Raw genomic sequence first — 23,974 nt, 5'->3', positions numbered from 1 at the left:
CGTTCACTCCTTCCGGGATTCATTCATGACAACATATAGGGGATTACGTACCCTATGGACACAATCATCGGGATTTTCATCAAGGCGTCTATAGGTTAACTTTTCAACTTCAACTTCGGGTGAAAAAACTTGAAAATGGTCAAATCGTTCGCCCAAATTAGGGAAATGAGCTTGATAATCCTTAATGATCTTCACAGCGATATCCCACCATCTGCTCTCATGAAGGCCAAAATGCTTCTCCATGAACCAAGCTAAATCAGTCAAATTAATGAACATAAGTGCGTCCAGCAAAAAATCTTTAACTTCCTTAGGATCTTCTTTCTCAATAAAGGAATTACGGTTCACTTTTTGGTGATTAGGGGGCGGGTATTCGATTTGGGGATATTCATTCGAATGAAGTGCCCATGGACAATACCGAATACCATCATGGAAGTCCTTCAGTGCCAAGCGAACCGGCCAGCCTTGCTTCATCACAATGATCATGTTCTGAGCATGTGATTCTAAAGCTGCACCATGGGCATATAAGAGATGAACGAGCGGTACAATGACAACGCGAAGCAAGCTTGTAGTCCAAATGTCTAGCCCATATTTACAGATCCATGGTTCTATGAGTGGAATACCTCGCTTGTTCACGTGAGAACATGCAGCAAATGGTAACGCATGCTCTTCAGCATGCAAATAGGGATGGAGACTTTCCCGCCAAATGGTCCCAAGTGACCCATACATTTGTTGCTCGAATAGGTTAGGAAATTGGGGAAGATCATAGGTCACCCCTACCATTTCTTTGAGGACGATTAACTCTAGTTCTTGTAAGTACGTATCTTCTGTAACTATATGACCCAGCCAGTCCGAAATGCGAGCCGCATTGATAATGGTATGCCCAGCTAGAATCCGACCTGAGGATGTATTTACGATATTTAGTGGCAATTTAACATAAGGCTTATCTCGGTTAGTCACATTTGTCATGGTACGAATGGATTGCTGAGGACGGTAGGAATCACCGGCCCTGCCCAGATATATAATTTCGCCCTTTCGTATTTGATCCGTACATAATAGTGCGATGTGTTGTTCCCACTGCCACGGATGGACGGGGAGTAGTACATAAGGAACTTCGCGGGAAGCTAGTTGTGGCAGCTTAGACATGAGCAGCTCCCATTCCTCTCCGAGTTGCTGTTGGACAAATTGGCTATAGGTACCTAGGGAAGTGGATAGAGAAATTTTCGCTACATCCTGATGTAGAGCAATCCATACCAAAGTGAATTCAGGGGAGAATTCCGGTCCATACCTTTTATTATCCGCCAGAGTAAACCCCATTCTTGATTTGTAACATGGATGATAGGGATGACCTTCTATCAGTGTCGATTCCCACTCATCATAGTCAGACATATCAGGGTCTTCTTGATGATTATTCCAGCGTAGTGAAAGCGTATCTTTCAGATGAGTCTGCTGGAGTTCAGCTATAAACTGTGCTAGTTGAGGTTCTGAGGTAGGAAGACAGCAAGCAATTTCCTGTAAAAACTGAGGGATTGAGTCCGCTTCCGTCTCCTCTTCTGAAGTAATTCGCATAACGGGTGTCTCGGTTAATCGAATCCGATCAAAGCTTAGTTTATGCATAGCATAAAAGGTATATTTCACCTTGGCTCCGGTATGGCTGTGCCCATGGATCACATAGGTTGAAGCGGCCTTGCTCTCCACAATCGGAATGCTTAAAATTTGCTCATACAATAGCGATTCAATCAGTTGTCTAAAAATTCGCCGGCGCACTTGAACCCACTCTTCTGACATCACTAACGTTGCAATCACATCGTTCATTACACACCTCCAATAATCATTGCAATTCTTAAGTTCTAATTGTAATTCTTTAATTCAAATAGATATGCTGCGGATGAGGATGGCTTAAAAAATCATGATGAGAAATCGCCCAACCGTAAGCCCCTGCGTATTGAAAAAGTAAAACATCCCCTACTCGCAAGCTGGGTAATACAACATCCTTAGCTAAAATATCTTTGGGCGTGCAGAGCTGACCCGCTATGGTAATCGCAGAATCGATGACTTGAGGACGCTCATAGGAATAAGGCCAAACTTCAACTTCGATCACTTCGAAAGGATGACTATGCTGCCATGAGACTGGGAGACGGAAGTGATGTGTTCCCCCTCGTACAATGGCATAATTCGTAGCATGATTTGATTTGATATCCAGTACTTCTGTGGCATAATAGCCGCTTGAAGAGGTGAGATAACGACCGCATTCAAATAAAAGCGTCGTAGATGACTCAAGTTCACTCTCCAATAACACACCAAGTTCACGTACAAATGTGAACCAATCAAATTGATCTTCGAGATGAGCATAATTCACACCTATACCGCCTCCAGCGTTCACATATCGCAAGGGAATGCCATACTGCTCCGACCATTGCTGGGCAATGCGGCAATAATACTGAACCAGCTTCACGTGCTGTGAAGCATCAAGATGATTCGATAACGAGTGGAAATGGAAACCTTGAACTTCAATATGAGGAAAATCCCTAATACGCTCCATGACTTGTGGAAGCAAGGATTCGTCTATACCAAATTGAGTGGGGCGACCTCCCATGCTAAGTGTAGCCTGAGGTAAAGGTCCTTTCAGATTCACTCGAAGAAGGACGGGAACGAGAATTCCTTTATGGCTAGCTAGATCATTTAATTTGTTCAGCTCGTGTATACTTTCCACATGAATAAGCTGTACGCCATATTCTAGAGCACCTTGCAGTTCCGCTTCTGTCTTGCCTGGTCCGCCGAACAGAATAGGAATCTCTTTAGAGATTGCTCTTACTTTGATAATCTCACCTAACGATGCCACCTCAAATCCATGCACCAGAGGGGCCAGCGTTCTTAGAATAGTTTCGTCTGAATTCGCTTTGATCGCATAAAATAACTTACTCTGCTCAGGTAGAGATTGTACGCATTGTCGAACATGTGAAGTCAGAGCCTGTAAGTCATAGATGTAGGCACAGATCGGTGCGTGTTGTGTGGTCTTCATTTCCTGAATCGTAGTCCGAACGCTTGCGGCTTCCAACTTATGCCCTGCCACATTAGTTACAGACATAAGCGCGTACCTTTCTCTTGCTCCACAGCTCTTGAGTAGATTTCTGCGGCACAGGCAATATCTTCGATAGCCATTCCCATCGGATTCAGTACAATAATCTCATCCTCATGTTCACGGCCTGGCTTCATTCCCATTAAAATTTCTCCAAGCTCCGCGTGAAGCTGTGCACGAGAGAATTTCCCTTCTAGTACAAGCTGATGGATAATTTTTTTCTCCCGATTGGACTGGTCCCAGTCATCTACAATCACTTTATCTGCACGTGTGAAGACATCCTTATGCAAATCCATGATGGAAATATTGCTTACAAAAGTTCCTTTTGCCAACCATTCGTAAGGAATATGTGGGGAAGAAGCTACTGTAGCTGTAATTAATACTTCGGTATGACGTACGGCCTCTTCAGAAGATTGTGCTACCCGAACCTCCACTTGATCGACAAATGATTTCAGCTCATTAGCAAGCTGTATCGCTGTTTCTCGATTCAAATCATACAAGTGAATCATTCGTATAGAATCGAACTGCTCTAGTAGTGAAATGATTTGCATTTTTGCAATGACACCGCATCCGATGACACTCACAGATTGGAATGCTTTTCTAGCTAGATACCTCGCCCCAATACTAGTGACTGCAGCAGTTCGCATACCGCTAATAATGCTGCCTTCCATCACTGCTATCGGATAATTGCTCTCCGGATCATTTAAAATAATCAGAGCACTTGCACGTTCTTTGTTGCGCTTAGCCGGATTATCGTGTTTGCTGCCAATCCATTTCAAGCCGCTAATACATAGATCCCCCCCTACATATGCAGGCATGGCAATGATTCGATCTGCAATATGTCCATTCTTCGGGTCGACACGAAGATAAGGCTTTAAAGGTTGCACAATATCTTGCTTCGCATGAAGCTTTAGTGCAAGTGTTACGGCTTTCACATAAGGATCAGAACGTAAACCTCCCAGATCTACAATATCCTGTTTGCTCAAATACAAAAGACTGTTCTCCTGAGTTGCACCCATCAACGATCTCTCCTTTGCTAATCTTATATCTTTACTTTATACATTGTAGCTTTGCGGTAATTGATCCACCCAGCGGTCATCATATACGCTGTCAAGATAACGTTCTCCTCGGTCTGCAAACACCGTGACTACATTAGACGAAGCGGGCAAAGTAGGGACAAGCTTCTCTAATGCAGCCACTAGAGATCCAGATGATCCGCCTGCAAAAATCCCTTCTCGCTCCAATAGCTTTTGGCAACCCTGAACCGACTCACGATCATTGACATGTATGACCTGATCAATTTCATGAGGACTAAATAACTCCGGTACACGATTTGCTCCAATCCCCGGTAACTCCCTGATCTGAGAAGGGGTGCCGAATATAATTGAGCCTACCGCATCAACGGCTACGATTCTTGTATGGGGATAGGCTTCCTTTACTCTTCGGGAAATGCCGAGAATGCTCCCGGTTGTGCTGACTGCGCATACTAACACATCAATCTGTCCATCCATCTGATCTACAATTTCTTGGCCTGCTCCATGATAATGTGCTTGCCAATTCAGTGGATTTGCATACTGATTAATCCAATATCCATTTGGATCATGAAGGACTAGTTCCTGAACTCTACGAATACGAGACTGCAAATAACTCCCATGTTCGTCGGGGTCCTTTACCATATCAATATGAGCTCCAAGGCAGGTAATGATCTTGAGATTCATGGAAGTAATTTTGGGATCAACCACACAAGTGAATTTTAGTCCGTATTTCTTAGCAGCAAGCGCCAGACCGATGCCTAAATTTCCCGAGGTGCTTTCAATGAGATGGCTATTAGGCTTAATCGTTCCGTCTCGCAGACCTTGCTCGATAATGTAGCGAGCGGGCCTGTCTTTCATACTCCCACCAGGGTTCATCATTTCCAGCTTGGCATAGACAGAAGCTTCTGAAGAACTAAACAGGGAGTTCAAGCGAACCAACGGCGTCTGACCGATACAATCGACAATAGAATTAGCGATGTTGTGAGATCGATCTTTGATGTTCAAGCTACGTTGTTCCATGTGCATCACCCAGCTTTCCAAACAAATTTGGTATCCAAAAAAGAATTAATTGATAATGATTATCATTTTCATCAATGGACACAGGGCTTATTATGTAGGTCCTTTTTTGCGCTGTCAATATCTTTTTTAGTAATTTTATGGAAAAAATAATTTCGTTGACAATGAGAATCATTCTTGATAACCTGTTCACCAATTGGACATGTTTACCAAATAAGAAGGAGGCAAAGTGAACTGATGATGCCGCAAGTGGCATGGAAACAGAGCGTACGCATCCTTTGGGGAGGGCGTTTTTTATCCAGCGCAGGTCTAACAGGTATTAGCCCTTTTATCCCCTACTACATGGAACATCTACATGCGGGATCTGCAAAAGAAGTCCTTATGTGGACTGGCTTATCTGTATCGGCACCGGCTTTGTCTTATGCACTATTGACCCCGATTTGGGGTAAACTCGGGGATCGATGGAGCCGAAAATGGATGGTTGTAAGAGCCCTCACTGGACTCGCGGTCAGCATGGCTTTAATGGGTCTGGCGCAGACTCCCCTTCAATTCGTGCTGTTCCGATTGTGTCAGGGTGCTTTCGGTGGTATTTCCGATGCAAGCAGCGCTTTTGTAGGAACACATGCACCTAACAAGCATCAAGGAACTGCTTTGGGACACTTAGAAAAAGCATCGGCTGCGGGGCTGCTCTTAGGTCCCCTTTTAGGGAGTGCTTGTGTGAATACTTGGGGCAGCCGAAGCTTATTATTCGTTACCGCTTCGCTGACGCTGAGCTTTGCTATTCTTGCTGCATCACTACTTAGCGGAGGGGAAAAAGCTTCGGATATAAAGGTTTCTCTTCAGACTAACTCATGGTCTAGAAGGCAAGGCCGAAATGAACTACAACGAAAAAACGGTATATTTCAGACGTTTCTATTTCTCCTTTCTCATTCGCTAACCCGGCGATTAGTTGTTGCAGGTATTTTTTTTAAGTTAGTTGATTTTGCCACATTTACCATGTTCACTCCCTTAATCAGAGAAGGTATTCCTTCATCCCCATCCGCCGTTCTTGTGATAGGTCTCCTCCTAGCCATGTCCTCTCTTGGGGAATTTGTCGGATCTTCTTGGTGGGGCAAAAGAAATGACAGAACTAATCCCGAACGCAATCTGCGGTTAGCTGGACTGTTATGCGGTTTATGCCTGCTAGCTCATTCGCTTCCGATCAGTGTTATTGGCCTAATTGTCATCCGTTTTCTTCAAGGATTTTTCTTCAGTGCTCTATTGCAAACCGTAATGCTAAATGTATTACGATGCTCTACCGATCAAGATCGGGGTGTTCGAATAGGGGCCACGAATAGTCTGCTAATGATAGGACAGTTAACGGGCCCCTCCCTAGGGGTCTGGATAGGCGGAATCTTCGGTACCCGTGCTGTATTTATAATTATGGGTGCTGTAATGCTAGCCATATCCCTATGGATTTGTCGCCCTGCTGTAGAAGAAGTCCCCCCTGTTTCTGTTCAACAGCCGTATTCATAATACGTTGAGAAAGGATGATTCGGATGTATTCACATAAGTCTACATGTGCACAGTCAGGGCAGATTTTTTCCTACACTTCCCTCCTTCAGTCAGAGCGTGCTCAGCAAGAGATGTTAAACCGTTTGTTCAATGCTTATCTACGAGAGACAGGGCAATTTGATCCTTACTATCCCGATTCGTCTGGTTCCGGATTGACAGCAGCTATTTCGTTACCAGATGCGAATCGCACCATTTATGGGAGCCTGCTTCACCGTTCTATAACGGGGCATCACACCTATGGTGAACAATTCTATACCAGAGATGATAAGAATGATGAAGGGGAAATTTATCTTCTCACTTTTGAACAAATTGTAACGATGTTACTAGATGAAGTTTCACTTCTTGAACCTAATGCAAATCTCAGAGAATTAAAAAGAGTACAGTTTGAGCATATGGTCTTTAACAGCTTGGATCATATGTCGACTTATCTTGAACATGCTGTACGCGAAAGCTCCTCCTGTCCTTTAGACTTTCGATATGTGGAACAACTATTGCTCTGCGGCCACCCCTTTCACCCCACACCGAAAAGTCTTGAAGGATTCAGCGCTTCGGATTCCGCCGCTTATTCCCCGGAACTTGGGGTGGCCTTCCCTCTTAGTTGTTTTGCGGTCTCTCCTGAATATGTCTCTGAAGACTGGCTCGATTCTGGCAACAGGGGAAGTGCTGCGCCATGGATTCCTGTAGAAATGCTTGATGTTCGTTCATTGCTCCCTGAAGAATATCACCATTATGTTCTTATTCCTTGTCACCCATGGCAGGCCGCTTACCTCGTTACGCTTGAATCTGTACGCGACTTATTGCAGCAAAAGCTAATAATTGATCTGGGCTCAACCGGACCTTTAGTCTACCCTACTTCCTCTGTGCGCACAGTCTGGAATCCACAGGACAATTGTTTTTATAAGCTCTCCCTTCACATACGGATTACGAATTTCATTCGCGAGAACAGTATGGACCAGTTGCTACGTACACTGGATGCTTCAAGAATTGTGCAGACTGCTTGGGAAAGCGGGAGTACGGAGTTCTTCCACATTCTATTAGAAAAAGGATGTCGCACTGTGCATTTACCCGGGGCTAGCTCATCTGTACAAAATACTGTATCCGCTGGATTCTCCATGATCTTGAGAGAAGCTCCAGATTCCTGCCTTTCACTGAACAATGCTCCCTATGTCATCGCCTCACTACTGGAAGTTCTTCCGGGGGAACGTGAGCCGCTTTTATTTCGAGCTGTGCGTGATAGCTCCTCCTCAGTTGAAGGAACAGAACAAGCATGGACACATCCAGATTGGTTCGCATGGCTTCGGGAATACTTAGAATTATCCATGATGCCCATTTTGAAGTTGTATGCAGATTACGGCATAAGTCTGGAAGCTCATGTACAGAACTCGATGATTACTATGAAGGACGGACGGCCACATACGTTTGTGATTAGAGATTTGGAGGGAATCAGTGTCAATAGAACGTGTGCAGAAGAGCAAGGATGGGTAGGTACTGTAATTAAAGAAGATAGTCCAGTCCTTTACACAGAGGAGGAAGCACGATATCGATTAAAGTACTATTTTTTTGTGAATCATCTCAGTCATCTCATACAGCGGCTTGCCTTGTATACGGGGCAACAGGAACAGCCCTTCTGGGGTGTCGTCAGAAATACTTTAGTAGCCAATACATCAAAGGGACTGCATTCGAACCAGATGATTGATGTCATTCAGGATCTGCTAACAACGGTTACCCTCCCTGCAAAGGCTAATCTAATTAGCCGCTTTCATCAGCGTGGAGAAACACCCCTTTATGTAGATATTCCGAATCCCCTTCTTTGTGCAGATACGAATTAATTCATTGACTATAGGGTATGTTGACCTGCTTGAATAGGAGCAAATAGGTACTGTTTTTCCGCTATTTCAATATGTATGGCTTCGATCAAACTTTCTTTGGAATTCAATTGTTTATCCTTATATGTATATGAAAATGAGGTGAAATGAAAAATGAAATCCTTAACCAAAATTTTAGTCTGTGCTTCAGTTGGAGCAATGATCGCAGTAGGCTCTGCTTATGCAGGATCGAAATTGAATTTGTTCGTGAATGGAAGGAGTTACGATACAAGTGCACTGGACATTCAAGTCAAAAATGGTAAGGTGTACGTGCCCATTGACCGTCTAGCAGAAGAATTCAAAGGCAAAGCGGTCTATGACACGAAAAAGAATGAAGTGCGCGTAACCCTACCGGACTCTGCTGAGCAGGCGATCCAAATTAGCCGTTTGGAATCGGGACTTCTGCCAACTACAGCCAAAGAAGCTTTGGATACTTGGGTAGAAGGGATTCAGACTCGAAACGGTGCATTACAATATGCTGTGTTCTCTCCTGAACTGCGTGCCTCAACTAAGAAGAAATTCGAAGATTTTTACTGGGTTACGGGTGGCTCTAGTCCACATATGACATCTGTAGACCATCTCAAAACAAAACCACTGAATAAGACTACAATACAATATTCATTTGAGTATGGTCTTGCTTCTTCGAATTGGAAAGGCAGAGGTTCAGCAGTAGTTACGGTGAAGAAATTTACAAATGAGGCTGAGGAAAATTGGCTGATCACCAATATTAAAATGAAAAACCTTGGCGATACAGGCATCACCATTGGAATAGAACCATTTCAGAAAAAATAACTTAGATGATATTTTAATTCTAAAAACCCCTGATTGTTTTGCTCTCAGGGGTTAATTTTTGTGTAGAATAACTACACCATTGTAATTTATTAAGGTAGCAATTGTTCATTTTTGCGTCTGCAATCCTACTGTTCGTTCCCACTCTTCTCGTAAAATTGCATAATAACCCAACGTTACTTGATATTAAAAATATTAAAATAAATCAAAAGACTATTAAGAGACATTAAAATACTTTCAACGTACTTTCCCCGGATAAAGTTCATGAATCTTGGAGATTAAATCTTCAGCGTTGGTATGAAAGACTTCGTTCGCATCTGTCCAAGCGGATTTCAGAAAGTATGTGGCATGGAACATTCTCCCTCGGTGGTCGGGATTAAAGTTCATTTGAATTTCATGACCCGGCGTTCCGCTGTATATTTTAGATCCAGGTATGCGCCAACTACCAATTCTTGTGATTTTATCGGGATTCTGGCCTGTGATATAAGTGAATCTATTATTGAATGGAATGTCCTTCAGATAGAATTTTGGACTTCCTACAGCAAATACTTGAGTATGATTAAATCCTTCATATTTCTCTAAATAGAGCCCTGTACGATAGGCAATCACGCCGCCAGCACTGTGTCCAATCAGTAGAATGTGTTCTGCGTCTATAGCTTGATCACGAATAATCTGTGATATTTTCTGGACTCGGGTCGAAGAAGCGCGAGCCATATCATAAGTAACTTCCGTAAGCTGTCTACTTAGCAGGGGAATTAACGATGCACCTTCTACCTGGTTGGCCGTTCCATAGGGGAAGATCATAACGATTTTTACTTGCTCATACTTTTTAGCAATTTCACATGCAGCATCCTCAAAGTTGTTGCGGTACGTCAGCACACCTCCAAAAAAGAAAACTACCGTACGGCAATGTGTGGTACACGTGCTATGGGGGGATATGAATGTTTCGATCATGACTTTTGTACCCCCTTTTTGATATTTGTACCTCGAAAGAATATGTATAACTTACATGAAGCAGGATTACTTGTCTCGTTATTACCCTATTATGAAGTGATGTTAACTTAATGGATCTAGATACTTCTATATATAATTATTCTTCCAGATAGCTGTGTGTTAAATACATGAGCCGAGACCATTTGTCCATTCCCATACCTTGGATTAAGATTTGATGCCTTATCATTAACCTTAGAGATTCAAGATTTACAATCCCACACATTCTAATTTTACCTTTATTAAACAGTCTAGATAACTAAACTTATATCATACTTAATTAAAAATAGAAATTTTCACAACAAGGTGATATTGCGTAACCAATACTAGAAAAATAAATTTCAACACAGACAAAAAAGCCACCAATGAGGTGGCTCTTCTATGCTGAACTAACATCTATAAAATTATTGAGAAAGTAGAGTGCATCATGTCATTTACATATTAAAAATCAAACTCTAGTGAACCCTTCATAAGCTGAAGGATCTTCTTGAATATAGTTATAGGATAGCCATTGATAGTGTTCAATGCCTGAGCGCTCTGTCACCACATAAGCAGGATGCATCTCTAGTTCGAAGAGATCTTCGATGTCAGTTATGTTGAACATCTGTTCCAGATCGTCACTCTGATTTCCTTGTTCGGTAGCCAGTTGCTGAAGCACACTTAGATTTATTTGACTAGCTTTAATTGCGAGTTCTTCTTCCTCCCAATTGCAATGATATGCGAATATAAGCTCTTGTTTGTCATAGACTAAAAATTCCCAAAAATGATCTTCTGTAAACACATAATGTACAATTCTGCCCGTGTTATGAATTATCACTTGTTCATCAACAGAAAAATCACCATCTGCAATGACGAACGTTACCCACCCATTCTGCGGCTCAAAGACATAGCCATGTTTGCCTGTCCGCTTAATAAGCATAACGGCTTCTTCCTTATCGTTAGTTCGTAGATGATAACTCTGACTGAACTCACTCATGTTGTTGCCTCCTAGTATGATGTGCTTTGAATCAAGAGATAGATGGATCTCCCAATTCAGAATACATATGTTGGAAAAATAAGTCGATGATAAAATAGATACTTTGTCCCATACAAATCTATGCTTGCAAACAGTGCAATCTTTTAAGTCGTTACCTTCGCGTACACTGCAAAAAATGTCATTAACTCTCCAACCACAAGATAGTTAGGCATAGTGATATACCAATTTAAGATAAAGAAAGCCACGAGTAATCCGAACATCAGAATGAAATGTCTCCACCCTAGTCTATCTTGTGCATTCCTATATTGATGGAAGACGAGCGAGGTAGACAAAAAATAGAGCAGTACTGAACCGAAAACAAGACATAATGTAAACGGATAACTCACTTGTTCCAAAAACAGCATTTGAATTGAAGCTGCAATCATGCACAGCGAGACGTAGATAGGTAAATGACCATAAATGATGGTTTGTCCGGCTGTCTCTAGAGTCTGGTCTACTTTCTTCTCAACATTATCGAAATACTGCCACCACATGGCGATGATAAATAGAAAAGTAAACAGAGCAAACCCAACAGTCTTCCAATTCCATGAACTTGATTGCAATACAGCAAGAATACTTACAACCGATTCACCAAAAAGAATGAGCGTAAACAAGGCGAAGCGTTCTAATAAATGAGGGGTATGTATAGGGCTTTTTACCAAGTATTTTCGTCCAAAAAAGGGGATCAATATATCTACAGCAATGCCAGCATAAAGAACGATATACCGCACCCAAGCGTCAAAAAATAGAGATAAGGCCGAAATGACTAGACCAATCCAGAACCGAGTCCCCAAGTAGCGAGCAGTTCTTTGTCGATTCCCTTTTTCTATCTTAGATATGAATAGATATTGAAAAGCAGTCACAGCTCTCAAACCTACATATCCTATCAAAAAAGAAATATAGTATGCATCAAAATTTACGGATAAACTTGCAGTCATAATGAGTACAAACAATAATTGCAGAATTATAAATATACGATGCGAAAACATATCCTGTCCGAAACGATTGACGAAGAGCGATTGTCCGACCCATGCCCACCAGATCGGAATGAACATGAGGATGAATTTGAGTAAGTACTCCAATGGAATCGTACCCGATTCGACATGTAACAGTACATGACTGGCTTTGGATACGGCAGCCACAAAGAGCAGATCATAAAAGAGTTCCAACCAAGTTACTTTTTTCTCTGGCATTCGAATGATAGGATGAGATCCGGGTGTCTGCTTATTCATTCATCTACTCCTTTTGTTAAACTACTTGCTCATCATAGTTTGTTATACTACTTTATCATCATAGTTTTCTGTTCAAAATACTGTAAAACCACATCCCGAAATTCCAGAGCAGCCTGCGACATATATCGACTTTTGTGCCATAACAAAGCAACTTCCCTGACTAGATCATGATTCTCTATCTGAAGATAATGAATCTCTTCCTTGGGATTAATGGCTGTGCTTGGGACAAAGGCGATTCCAATACCTGCCTCTACAAGTGCGCTAAGCCTCGCAGGTTCATCCCCCTCGTATACATATCTAGGTTCAAATCCAACTGATTTGCAACTAGAATCTACTACATCGCGTGTGCCATAACCTCTCTTCACGCCGACAAACCATTCATCTCTTAGCTGCGTTAAACAAATACTCTTTCGATCTGCCAGCCGATGTTCCTTGGGAACCGCCACAACAATGGGGTCGACAAACACAATTAGACACTCCATTTCCTCTCCTACCACAGGGGGTGAAGACAAGCAATAATCTACCTCTCCTCTTCGAAGAAGTGTAACCATCTCCTCCGTAGTTAACATTTGCACATGAAACTGAATATGGGGTCGCCTCTTCCTAAATTCTCTAAGAATAGGCGGTAATGTGCTGGCTGTGGTCACGGCGAGTTCGAGTGTTCCATAATCCGTACCAGATAAGTCAAGGAGTTCCTGCTTCCCTTGTTCCAATTCAAATAAAGCTCTTTCTGCTCGAAGTAGAAATGTTCTTCCGAACTCATTCAGTCGCAGCTTTCTACCTATTCGGTCGAATAAAGGAACTCCAAGATCCTCCTCCAATCGTTGGATGGTCTTACTCAGTGAAGATTGCGTAATGTGAAGACTTCGTGCCGCTTCGGTCATATGCTCGACTCGCGCTACAGCTAAGAAATATTGCAATTGTAGAAGTTCCACACACTAGCCTCCCCGCTCTCTCATTCCCTGTGATCCATGAGATCATAACATGAAATGCGTTGGAATAAATAAGAAGAATTCAGTACGATGACATCAATAGATAGGGGGATATAACTATGAGTGTTCGAAACTGGTGGTTCATGATAGCGGTTGGATTAGGTGTACTATTGAATCCATTAAATTCTTCTATGATAGCGGTAGCTATTCCAAATTTACAAAACGTATTCCATCTGAATTTTGCCGATGTATCTTGGATGATCTTCTCATTTTACATTGCTAGCAGCATTGCCCAGCCAATCATGGGAAAGGCCAGTGACTTATTTGGCCGAAGAAGAATATTTCTGATAGGGCTTGTTGTTGTATTTATCGCATCACTCGGGGCTCCGTTCTCTCCGAGCTTTGGCTGGCTTATACTATTTCGAATTATACAATCCATTGGAACCAGTATGATAGTGGGCGTAGGTATGGCGCTAGTTCGAGTTCATATTACAGACAACCAAGCGACAGCACTGTCCGTATTGTCCATATTTCTATCAGGGGCCGCAGCTATGGGGCCTTTTGTTGGAGGGGTATTGCTTCATGTGTGGGCATGGCAGGCGATTCTTCTAGTCAATATACCGATTGTAGTTGTGAGCTTCATACTTGCTTGGAACATGATTCCTAAAGATGTGCCATCAAGATCTATGGCAGAAGGCATGACCTTTCGCAACTGGATACATTTCATAGATGCCCCAGGGATTATACTTTTCACTGTTGGCCTGATTACTCTGCTTGTTAGTGTATTATCAGCAAAATCTACCAGCCACATTTCATTAGCACATGTGGGGCTCGGAGTAGTGGGGCTCATTGCATTAGCGGTATTTGCACGATACGAATTCAAGGCGGCAACTCCCTTCATTCCATTGCGAACTTTCCTTAAGTATCCCGCACTGTTTCGGTTGAATATAGAATTTATGCTAGTTAACCTGCTCTATTATTCTCTTTTTTTTGGACTTCCCTCCTACTTGCAGATGGTACGTCATGTCAGCGAATTCCACACCGGTATTCTCATGCTCAGCTTAGGGTTATCCTCCTTAGTCACTTCTCCCTTTGCTGGGCGATGGATTGACAGATCAGGTCCCAATCTAGCATTGCAGGTGTCCACCCTACTGATGACACTTGGGTCAATATGGCTTGTGCTATTAAATCCATCTTCACCGATTGTAAGCGTGTGTGTCGCTTTGGCTGCATTTGGCATCAGCAATGGACTGAACAATGTGGCTATGCAAGTTGCTTTATTCAAGGCTTCACCTAAAGCCATCATTGGAGTCACCTCCGGGTTGTTCAATACATCCAGATATTTTGGAACTATTCTCTCTTCCTTATTAATAGGCATCGTAATGGGAGATCAATTCAGCGCCAAGGGGCTAAGCGTGCTTGGGATTATTCTAACGCTCATTGCACTGTCTTTGGTAATCTTAAGCTGGCGACGCGGGGAGTTAGGACAATTCGAAAAGGAATAGATTCAGCAAGTCCAGACAGACTTGGATTTCACATCTAATGATGTCATGACTTACTGAGCACAGTTCATAATTAAAATGGATCGTATATTCACGAGCTTATAAGCCCCCGTAGAATAATTAATTTTTGTAGGTTCTACCGGGGGGTTTTTCAGCCTTCGAGCAGTGTAATTAATCTGCGCAGGAGCGCGGGTTCTTCAGTCTGGAATTGCTCGAATCGTAGCTTTAGTTGCTCGAACATGGTCTGATCCTCACGGATTTCATGACGAATGTACTGATCCCTTAGTTTCCTAGCTCTTGTAGTAATATTTTTGCAGCCTTCTACAAGCTCTTCATCATAGGGAATGATCCCCTCGCCTACCAGATATTCAATTCGCTCACTCATTACTCTTTTATGCTCCCAGAGGACATGCAGGTGCCTCATATCGTTGCGGACACCCAGCCGAGAATCCTTATTCTTTACGGCATCAAAGTACATTTGCAGATAGTCGTATACCTTTAGGCCGAACACTTCCTCATCATCGAAATTGTAATTGATTCGATTTAAGTGGGTCTCCTCATTAAGATAATCGCGCAGCTGGTCAATTGTGGCCTTTTTATCAAAAGGATAAGGAGAATGCATTTCGTATTTATACAAATACGTATGATGATCTGCCGTGAGGTTCTCATCCAACAAATCTCTCATGGAGCGGACAGCATCCTGGAACTCCTGGAATGGAATCTGTAGATTACGGTATACTCCCGTGTGGTCGAACATAGAAGCATGAAAAAAGCTCTCGTCCCAGTCGAACCCGTATAAAAAGAGGTGATGTGGAAATGGCTCTTTCTGATAACAGGCCGCAGTAGATAACTTGGATTCATCCAAAAAAACAACACAATAATAGCCGCTACGAATTTGATTCGCGAAAAATTTTGGCCATTCGTCCAAAACCAAATGATTCATAATCGTATAATTGATGGAGCAAGTTAAAAGAAAAGGATTGTTGAAATTAAGCTCATTAGGCTTACCCCGAAAAAAATCAATGTAATACTGACTACCGTCCTCCAGAAATTTTTTGGTGCAGGACAACTGAATAAAATTGCTGTAATACCAAGGAATCGTTTCTCCATGGACACTCGTGATCGAGAGCGTGTATGCCCATCGTAGAAAACCTTTAAGTGGTGGATTCAACACCGGAAGCTGAACAGCATTCATCTGATTCTCCTCCTTTTGACAAGTAATAAGGGAGCGTAACCGGCAGAATTCCGACAGGTTCAGCCAGGCCCATTAGAACACGAGATAGCATCTGCAGCGTTTGTGGATGATGTTCATAACAGGCTAGTGAACCCTTAGCTTCTGGAAAAGCCGCAAGATCGACCGGATTTCGTAAAGAAACCGGAATCACCTTAGCGCCTCCGGCCAAGAGCTTGTGGACCAAAGCTGGCTGCCCGGGATTTGAAGCCGTGTGAAAAATCCCCACTACGATCTGCTCATACTTCTCCGCTTCGGACACAAGGGACATAATCTCAGCTGGACTCGGATTGGTTCCATATACATATTCTTTAAAGTTACTCTTAATAAAAGGACGTAGGTAGCTGCCAAGGGTGTCATTGTATACCGGCTCATCCTCAGATTTACAAGCAGCCGTTATCTTCGGCCAAAGCACAAGTGTCAAAGCTTCAGGGGATAATCGGCAATCATCCCCTTCGTGGGTAATAGCGGTAATGCTTTTCTCTCGGAGTAACTCGATCAACTTGAGCGTCTGCGGATTTTCCAATAAATTTCGTGTCTCTTCCCAACAGCGCTCCCCCTGCATTGGTATGCGTAACTTCTTTAGGTGTAAAATGCGCTCCACAGAAGCATCAATTCTCTCTTCCAAAAGACGCCCGTCCGCCACTGCACGCTCCAGAGCAGCTACCGCCTCCAATTGACTTTCGTAGGTGTGGCTTACAAGAAGAAGATCCGCTCCGGCAAGCAAAGCTCGGACGACGGCCTCCCCCACGCCAATCCCCTGCGTTACGGCGTTCATCTCCATGCAATCGGTCACAATAAGCCCACCAAAGTCCAGTTCCTCCCGCAGCAGACCCGTTAAAATTTCTGGGGAAAGCGTGGCTGGAATGGACTTTCCTCCACTGAGCAACGGAATACCAACGTGGGCCGTCATCATAGCGTCAGCCCCCACATGCACAGCCCGCTGGAACGGAACGAGTTCGATGGAGCGCAGTCGCTCAAGGGAATGTCGTAAGAGTGGCAGCTCCGCATGGGAATCCGTCTCTGTATCGCCGTGCCCAGGAAAGTGCTTAATGACAGAGACGATTCCTCCGTCTTGAAAGCCAAGCATGGCGGCAATCCCAAGCTCGGTGACCCGTTCAGCATTGTCCCCGAACGCGCGGACGTCAATGATCGGATTGAGAGGATTAACGTTGATATCCACCACTGGTGCAAAATTCATGTTAATGCCTAACATCTTAAGTTCCTTTGCTATACCCTTGGCAGCTTCATAAAGCAACTGTGGATCAGATGCCGCTCCCAGAGCCATCGCAGTAGGAAGCTGAGCAATCCCTTGCTTTATCCGAACAACCATGCCCCCCTCCTGATCCGTTCCAATCCACATCGGTATGCCCGTCGTCGCCTTACCCAACTGCTGAAGTTGCTGCGTTAAGGCGAATGCCTGCTCAGGATTCTCGAGATTGCGGGAAAAGAGCACTACCCCACCGACCAAATGGTTCTGCAAAAGGTCCCGTATATTTGTATCCGGTGTAAGACCGTCAAAACCGACCATTAACAGTTGGCCGATCTTCTCCTTCAACGTAAGCTCATTGCATGCTCTCATTTGGTTTCCTCCTCAGCGGTTACAATTGTGACCAATCGAATATGACTCCTAAGAAGTCGGACTTATGCTCAGCGAGACGGGCATATACCGATACAGCCTCAAGCGGGCTTACTTTCTCAGTAACAAGACTTGCAACGTCCAGCTTCCCCCGGTGGAAGGATTCAAATATGAACTTGTTCATATCAGCTTCCGTCCAACCCTTGAAGCCCTCCATCATTCGGCCGTGAATCCCTAGTAAGCTAACCGAATTGAATACGACATTTGGCCCGATGGTCTGCTTGGAGGGCTCCGTCGAATCCCCCAGCAAAATCACTTTGCCGAGATCCCGAGTCAATTGTGTGCAATAGGGGAGTACGTCGTAAGAACCCGTAACATCGTAGACGGTGTCCAACATTCTGCCGCCAGTAAGTTCTTCTACTTGTTCGAATGCTTGGGACACGGGAAGATTTAACAGATCCGTCGCTCCATTTTTGTGGGCTTGGTCCAGCCGAAAGGTACTAGGCGCAATCGCAATAATCTGGCGCGCCCCTCCCCTATTCAAATACTGAATAACAAGTTGCCCAATCAGACCAAGTCCGATGACACCTACTCTTTCTCCGAAAGCATGCTCAGCACGCAGGACTCCCAGCAGGGCAACCTTCGCAATCTGTGTAAAAATTGCCTCTTCGTCACTAATCCACTCTGGGATGAGCGCTGATTCTTCCGCATCCACGAGAAAATATTGGCGGTGCCCGGCTGGACAGATGATCCTGTCACCGGCTTTTATGCCCTCTACTCCGCTTCCAATCTTCAGCACTTGCGCAGCCATAGAATATCCAGGATAGAAGGGGTAACGAACCCATGAGGACCAGACTGTTCCCTCGTCAAAACGTCCCTTCAGACAGGCGAGTTCTGTCCCCGTACTGATCAGCGACTTTTGCGCTGCACACAAAATTTGTCCCGCTCCCGGATCAGGTACACACTCCTCTATAAGTTCGATCCGGTCCGGCTCTTGAAAAACGCAATTTAACGAGGTGATTGTAAGGGCTGCTGCAATGTCTGGCATGTGTAGGCACTTCCTTTCCATGTATAGGATAGTAACCTTGTATAGGCTTGTATAGAATAGTAACCGGAGTAGTCTAAGGTATCGAAATTTCCCACTCATTGAGGAGAGCATAAGCAGGTGGTGTAGATGTTCCACAGATGTTCTGCCATCCGCTGTTTATTTATAGCAATATAGCCCCCGTTCAACTGCTCGCACTACTATATCCCTTTACGGCCTGTTTCCAGAGCAGCCTTATGGCTACGAAGAGCAGGAGGGAACCGATCAGCGCCATTGCCGCATAGAGCCAGCTGAGCTGCCCCAGCAGAAACATCGGTCCAAAATTGGTAATGAGAAACAAAGGAACGACGAAGGTTCCGATTCGGCGAATCCATGCTGGGTAAATGGCCATTGGAAAATTGTTGGCGTCCCACACGGAATGAGCCATTTCGAACAAAGAGCCCGTCTGGACGAACCAGAATGACAGCAGGGCCGGGATAATCATCAGGCAGTATGTGATGACAATGGAGACAACCAACAAAAGAACAAACCCTGCGAAATGCAGGAATGTCAGCGGAATATCCATAGCATTCCAGCCTATACTGATCATAACGAACCCGACGACAATATCGGGAATGGGCAAGGCCAGATCCACATAACGTAATGAAGCCATAAATTGCAGGGAAACGGGCTTCGTCAGCATGAGGTCAAGCGAGCCGTCTTTGATATACTCGGGAATTTTCATGAAATTGGTAAAAAAAAGTCCGACATACATTCCAGTCGCTACGGTATGCATGCCAATAAAAAGCAATAACCCCTCGGGCGGTATCCCATTGACATGAAGATCCGTACGAAACACAACAAGCACATACAGCAATTTGGCGAGCAGATACACGGATTCAACCAGCAGGCTCATTATAAAATTGCCGCGGAACTCCATCTGCGCAATGAGGCAGTTCTTGATGAAAATTCCGTATAGAGTCATATATTTTCTCGCAATTCTCATCGTATGGAACATCTGCTAACCTCCAACCGCTGAATATTTCTTCATGGACGCGCGCCATGTAAGGCGAGAAATCCAGAAAAAAAGCAGAATCCATCCTCCTTGAACGAGCAGTCCTTGATACATGGCGGCCATTTCTGTTTTACCGCTGAGGACATTGACTGGAAAATAAATGGTATATGGAAATGGTGTGAACTGGAGCGCCTTCACCACGGATTCACCGAATATCTCCAACGGAAACATACCACCGCTCAATATATTGATAAGCAGACTTGTAATGACAAAAAAGTAGGAGATTTCATGCAGGTAAAATGCAATGGCACAGATACAATAAACGATCAAGAAGTTGAGCAGAAGCGCTCCCCATAGCGTGAAAGCAAATAAGGTGAGACGTACAGCTTGGACATCGAGTAATTGTCTTGCGGAAGAAATCCAAATAATGCCGATGAGTAATAGAGCTGTAATCCCATAATAAATGACCTTCTGCCCCAAAAAAGATACCAGCCGATATCCAAAATAGCTGACGGGCTTAATTAAATATTTGTTAAGTCCACCATTTTTGATGTCATCGGCAATCTGCTGCTCAAATTGAGTAGCAATCAGCTTGGACACCAGCCCCGCCAAAATCGTATATAAAATAATTTGACCATATGAATAGGAAAATAGTGCCGCTTGCCCGGAATAACGGTATACTGCCGTCCAGATAAAATACTGAACAAGGATAGGAAAAGCAGCTCCGAGCAAGCTGAGAAAGAAATGAAAGCGATATTCCATCGAATGTTGAATACCCATCGAAAAAATCGCCTTATATAATCTGCGTCTGTTCATACCGCTGATTCCTTGCGATAGAGCAATGAAATGCTTTCTTCAATCGACACATCCTCTATGGTCCAGTCGATGATAGGGAACACATCGAGCATGGCACGCGATACTTCCTTCAAGTGGTACATAGGTACTTCTAGCACAGCGTGGTAGTCGTCCCCGCTAATGATTCTCCCGAACCTAACCAACTGCTGCTCAGCAACCGGTTCGGAGAACTGTAGTTTTATAATTTTTTGCTCACCAAAAAGATGGTTGATTTTATGAAATGGCCCATCATAGGCTAGACTTCCTTCATTAATGATGATCGTCCGCTTGCACAGGTCCTCCACATCCTTCATGTAGTGACTAGTAAGCAGGATTGTAGCCCCGAACTGCTCATTGTAATATTTCAAAAATTCCCGGACCTTCTTCTGAGAGGGAAAATCGAGGCCAATGGTCGGTTCATCGAGATAAAGCAAGCGGGGCCGATGAATAAGCGCTGCGATGAGCTCCATTTTCATTCGTTCGCCAAGGGACAGCCTACGCACCTGCACGTTCAGAAGCTCCTGAACATCCAGCATTTCTGATAACTCAGCAAGACTCCGGCGGTAGAGATCATCGTCCACATCATAAATACATTTGTTCAAATAAATTGACTCACTTGCGGGAAGATCCCACCAAAGTTGGTTTTTTTGGCCCATCACAATGGAAAATAACCGTTTGAATTCGTTCTTTCGCTCCCATGGCACATATCCGAATACATCGGCTTCACCACTAGTTGGGTACAAAATGCCCGACAGCATTTTGAGCGTTGTCGTTTTACCCGCCCCATTGGGTCCAAGGAATCCGACGCACTCGCCAAGGCCGATGTCGAAGGAAACAGATTTGACCGCTTCCTTCACCAGCGACTTGCGGGCAAATAAATTTTTCAGCGAATTTTTCAGCCCGGCTTCTTTCCGGTAATACACGAACGATTTGTGCAGATTCCGCACACGGATACTATCCATCCCCGCTCCTCCTGAACCCTTGCCTGTTTTGCCTGTTGGGCGGCATAAAGTTTGAATACTTAAATTCCATTGTTATACAGCAGCACGCATTTGGAACAGATCGGCATCAGGCCGCAGGCTACAATCTCGCGCTGTTTACGAAGGTCCTCACCGTGGAAAATATCCGCTACACTCTCTTCATACAGATTGCCGACACTGAATTCCGGGAAAAATTTGCATGGATTCACTTTGCCGTCCGGCATGACATCCATACGGTTCGAGATCGAAAAGCACTTCGACCGGTTCATAGCGGGTTTCTCGCTCCCCCGGATAAACCCTTCTACCTCTTCAGGTTCAAGCGCAGGTTGATAGCGGATGCGTACATTCCAGATTCGTGAATTGACGCGATTAAGCTCGTTGATTAACGTATCAAAATTGTCCGGGGAAATGTGAAATGTGAAGGAATGCCAGCTATTTTTGTGGTCTTCTGCAAAACGAGAAGCCAGATGCGGGAAATGCGCATCGAAATAGGTATCCATTCTCTCCGCTGTCTCGGAAGGGATATACCAGGGGAAGCAAAAGTAAACGGAATCTACGCCCATTTCTTCGAAATATTCCATAAAGCTATAGAGCTTGCCAACCATCTGGTCGTTTACCGTTAAAGCTACGGACACCTTGCCTTTATACAAACCTTGCTTTTGCAAATTTAGAAGCAATTGTATGGCGTGGATCACTTTCTTAAATGTCCCTTTGCCCCGGATCGCATCATTCTCCTGCTCGAAGCCTTCCAGGCTTATTAACATAACGAGGTTTTCCGACATTTTGAGGATAGAATCGAGCTTCTGTTCAATAAGAATCGCATTCGTGCAAATGGTTGTGTATCGATCTTCTTTAGCCAGCAGTTCTGCTAATTCGTCGAATTTGGAATAAAATAACGGCTCGCCGCCCCACAGGAAGACACGTGATTTGCGTTCTCTTGTCTCAGCGAGAAGCTTCTCCACGACGGGAATCTCAATTTCATCATTTTTCACTTCTTTGGCAAATCCGTGATGAAAGCCTTCCGGATTCCATTCGAAGCAGTGTTTGCAGCGCAGGTTACAGCCATTATTTAGTTTGATTCCGATCTCGTAAGGCACGGGTGCTGCATAGGCCGGATCTTCCCGACGCTTTCTCCCCGTCTCCGCAAGTGGAATCAGGGTTCTTTTCATATTACGGAATGTCAGTTCGTCAAACGTAACTGCTGTTTTCGGCTGCATAAGTATTCCTCCCAAAATGGATGATTGTTGAACGTTGCTCCAGCAAACGTATGCATATACCTTCTAGCAGATGTTCCGAAAAATCATTAGATTTCCATTCTGCAAACCGAATGCCGAGTCCCCTTGATTCCCAGTAGGTCAAATTATGAAGCTCATGGTCGCCGAATGGCTCCACCATGACAAAGGGAATTCCGTAAGACAGGGAGTCGTTCAGCGTAGCTCCCCCCGGCTTGCTGATTATTGCCGTGCAATTACGCATCAAGTCGGTGTAAGTGGAATAATTCTGAAGCGGATACTCATGGAGAGTGCCATTCTCACGGACATAACGGACCATCGGTGGAAATGTATGCCTTCCCTTCGTATCCCTGCTCCACGGATCCCATGAAACATCCGTTCCATAATACCGTGTAACTCCGTCATCCTCTTCCACTTCGGAGGGATCATAGACGATTACATCAAGGTGATGACCGAGTGCACAAAGCTCGTGGACCGTTTCAGCGTAAGTACCAATCCCCCAGCCGCCTCCGTGAATTAGAATGCGTCCGCTACGCTGCTCAAAAGGAAGAGGCTCCGTTTCATCGGAAGCAATGTAGCTGTAAGGCGACAGTTCCGAAGGATCATAGAACCAAACGTTGTTGTAATTGGGATACAACTGCTTGTGCACCTTGAACGATGGTGTATCCCACGCATCCAGCCGGATTAGCTGGATATCCATTGTTTGGCCCGTAGCCGCCTGGTAGCGCTCTAAAATTGGCAACCAAAATCCGGTGAACACGGCAAATCGGGTGTTACAGCTCCGCTGCCAATCGTCCAACAATTTTAGGACTGCTTGCTCGCTTAGCGATGAGCCAATGGGTTTGGCCAGCCTATGTCCCATACGGGCAACGGAGAAATTCGCATGGAACGCTTTTTTGGTGGACCGAATCTTGCGTCTGACTTCTTCGTGATACAAGTTCTCCAGAACATGAACATCTGCTCGGATTCCTTTACGTTTCAGGTAAGTGTGCAGGTGCATAGCTGGAATGTATGCGCCGAGCGAGTTACCCGACGCTAGTAAAGTAACCGAAGATGGATTCATGCGCAGCCCC

Annotated in this window: 20 protein-coding genes; 4 read left to right on the top strand and 16 right to left on the bottom strand. The window is 44.3% G+C overall.

Annotated features, from left to right (window positions below):
* Positions 1–3: 3 nt before the first annotated feature.
* From J2Z69_RS04825 to sbnA, 4 genes are read right to left on the bottom strand one after another with little or no spacing between them, the layout of a single operon-like run.
* The gene (locus tag J2Z69_RS04825) at positions 4–1,812 is read right to left on the bottom strand and encodes an IucA/IucC family protein (RefSeq protein ID WP_209859654.1); all 1,809 of its coding nucleotides are present in this window, start codon (positions 1,810–1,812) and stop codon (positions 4–6) included.
* A gap of 49 nt (positions 1,813–1,861) precedes the next feature.
* On the bottom strand, positions 1,862–3,085 hold the full coding sequence (locus J2Z69_RS04820; protein ID WP_209859651.1) for a type III PLP-dependent enzyme: 1,224 nt from the start codon (positions 3,083–3,085) through the stop codon (positions 1,862–1,864).
* The gene (sbnB, locus tag J2Z69_RS04815) at positions 3,076–4,095 is read right to left on the bottom strand and encodes a 2,3-diaminopropionate biosynthesis protein SbnB (RefSeq protein WP_209859649.1); all 1,020 of its coding nucleotides are present in this window, start codon (positions 4,093–4,095) and stop codon (positions 3,076–3,078) included. The genes J2Z69_RS04820 and sbnB overlap by 10 nt, the downstream gene beginning before the upstream one ends.
* A 36-nt stretch (positions 4,096–4,131) precedes the next feature.
* The gene (gene sbnA / locus J2Z69_RS04810; RefSeq protein ID WP_209859647.1) at positions 4,132–5,130 is read right to left on the bottom strand and encodes a 2,3-diaminopropionate biosynthesis protein SbnA; all 999 of its coding nucleotides are present in this window, start codon (positions 5,128–5,130) and stop codon (positions 4,132–4,134) included.
* 234 nt (positions 5,131–5,364) lie between these two features.
* Here sbnA and J2Z69_RS04805 point away from each other — a divergent pair, with 234 nt between their 5' ends.
* The 3 genes from J2Z69_RS04805 to J2Z69_RS04795 all read left to right on the top strand — a co-directional run bounded on the left by J2Z69_RS04805 (position 5,365) and on the right by J2Z69_RS04795 (position 9,338).
* Positions 5,365–6,642, top strand: a complete 1,278-nt coding sequence (locus J2Z69_RS04805; protein ID WP_209859645.1) for an MFS transporter — start codon at positions 5,365–5,367, stop codon at positions 6,640–6,642.
* A gap of 23 nt (positions 6,643–6,665) precedes the next feature.
* Positions 6,666–8,510 carry an IucA/IucC family protein gene (locus tag J2Z69_RS04800; RefSeq protein WP_209859643.1) on the top strand — a complete coding sequence of 615 codons (1,845 nt, stop codon included), beginning with the start codon at positions 6,666–6,668 and terminating at the stop codon, positions 8,508–8,510.
* Between the two features lie 150 nt (positions 8,511–8,660).
* On the top strand, positions 8,661–9,338 hold the full coding sequence (locus J2Z69_RS04795; protein WP_209859641.1) for a stalk domain-containing protein: 678 nt from the start codon (positions 8,661–8,663) through the stop codon (positions 9,336–9,338).
* Between the two features lie 234 nt (positions 9,339–9,572).
* On the opposite strand, the gene J2Z69_RS04790 is transcribed toward J2Z69_RS04795, so the two are convergent.
* The 4 genes from J2Z69_RS04790 to J2Z69_RS04775 all read right to left on the bottom strand — a co-directional run bounded on the left by J2Z69_RS04790 (position 9,573) and on the right by J2Z69_RS04775 (position 13,507).
* Complete coding sequence (locus J2Z69_RS04790) at positions 9,573–10,289, bottom strand: alpha/beta hydrolase (protein ID WP_209859639.1); 717 nt, start codon at positions 10,287–10,289, stop codon at positions 9,573–9,575.
* 484 nt (positions 10,290–10,773) lie between these two features.
* A complete protein-coding gene (locus J2Z69_RS04785; protein WP_209859638.1) occupies positions 10,774–11,301 on the bottom strand; it encodes a hypothetical protein in 528 nt (175 codons plus the stop codon).
* A 143-nt stretch (positions 11,302–11,444) separates the two neighbouring features.
* Complete coding sequence (locus J2Z69_RS04780) at positions 11,445–12,533, bottom strand: low temperature requirement protein A (protein ID WP_209860505.1); 1,089 nt, start codon at positions 12,531–12,533, stop codon at positions 11,445–11,447.
* 86 nt (positions 12,534–12,619) lie between these two features.
* Positions 12,620–13,507 (bottom strand): LysR family transcriptional regulator, encoded by an 888-nt coding sequence (locus tag J2Z69_RS04775; protein WP_209859630.1) that lies wholly within the window; start codon positions 13,505–13,507, stop codon positions 12,620–12,622.
* 116 nt (positions 13,508–13,623) lie between these two features.
* On the opposite strand from J2Z69_RS04775, the gene J2Z69_RS04770 reads away from it, so the two are divergent.
* Positions 13,624–15,009: an MFS transporter gene (locus tag J2Z69_RS04770; protein ID WP_209859628.1), complete on the top strand. Its 1,386-nt coding sequence runs from the start codon at positions 13,624–13,626 to the stop codon at positions 15,007–15,009.
* A 148-nt stretch (positions 15,010–15,157) separates the two neighbouring features.
* On the opposite strand, the gene J2Z69_RS04765 is transcribed toward J2Z69_RS04770, so the two are convergent.
* From J2Z69_RS04765 to J2Z69_RS04730, 8 genes are all read right to left on the bottom strand, one after another.
* Positions 15,158–16,201, bottom strand: coding sequence for a hypothetical protein (locus J2Z69_RS04765; protein ID WP_209859626.1), 1,044 nt, complete (start codon positions 16,199–16,201; stop codon positions 15,158–15,160).
* The gene (locus J2Z69_RS04760; RefSeq protein ID WP_209859624.1) at positions 16,161–17,819 is read right to left on the bottom strand and encodes a glycoside hydrolase family 3 protein; all 1,659 of its coding nucleotides are present in this window, start codon (positions 17,817–17,819) and stop codon (positions 16,161–16,163) included. The genes J2Z69_RS04765 and J2Z69_RS04760 overlap by 41 nt, the downstream gene beginning before the upstream one ends.
* Positions 17,820–17,838: 19 nt before the next feature.
* A complete protein-coding gene (locus J2Z69_RS04755) occupies positions 17,839–18,864 on the bottom strand; it encodes a zinc-dependent alcohol dehydrogenase (RefSeq protein WP_209859622.1) in 1,026 nt (341 codons plus the stop codon).
* A 181-nt stretch (positions 18,865–19,045) separates the two neighbouring features.
* Entirely contained in the window at positions 19,046–19,858 is an 813-nt protein-coding gene (locus J2Z69_RS04750) for an ABC transporter permease (RefSeq protein ID WP_245338949.1), read from the bottom strand.
* Between the two features lie 3 nt (positions 19,859–19,861).
* Positions 19,862–20,671: an ABC transporter permease gene (locus tag J2Z69_RS04745; RefSeq protein ID WP_209859619.1), complete on the bottom strand. Its 810-nt coding sequence runs from the start codon at positions 20,669–20,671 to the stop codon at positions 19,862–19,864.
* Entirely contained in the window at positions 20,668–21,651 is a 984-nt protein-coding gene (locus J2Z69_RS04740) for an ABC transporter ATP-binding protein (RefSeq protein WP_209859617.1), read from the bottom strand. Before J2Z69_RS04740 ends, J2Z69_RS04745 begins: the two co-directional genes overlap by 4 nt.
* A gap of 59 nt (positions 21,652–21,710) precedes the next feature.
* Positions 21,711–22,886 (bottom strand): radical SAM protein, encoded by a 1,176-nt coding sequence (locus J2Z69_RS04735; RefSeq protein ID WP_209859615.1) that lies wholly within the window; start codon positions 22,884–22,886, stop codon positions 21,711–21,713.
* Complete coding sequence (locus J2Z69_RS04730; protein ID WP_209859613.1) at positions 22,858–23,964, bottom strand: hypothetical protein; 1,107 nt, start codon at positions 23,962–23,964, stop codon at positions 22,858–22,860. The genes J2Z69_RS04735 and J2Z69_RS04730 overlap by 29 nt, the downstream gene beginning before the upstream one ends.
* Positions 23,965–23,974 lie beyond the last annotated feature (10 nt).

Source organism: Paenibacillus shirakamiensis (assembly GCF_017874255.1).
Classification (GTDB): Bacteria; Bacillota; Bacilli; order Paenibacillales; family Paenibacillaceae; genus Fontibacillus; species Fontibacillus shirakamiensis.
Note: the sequence above shows the minus strand (reverse complement) of the source record. Positions and strands in the feature narration are given on the sequence as shown.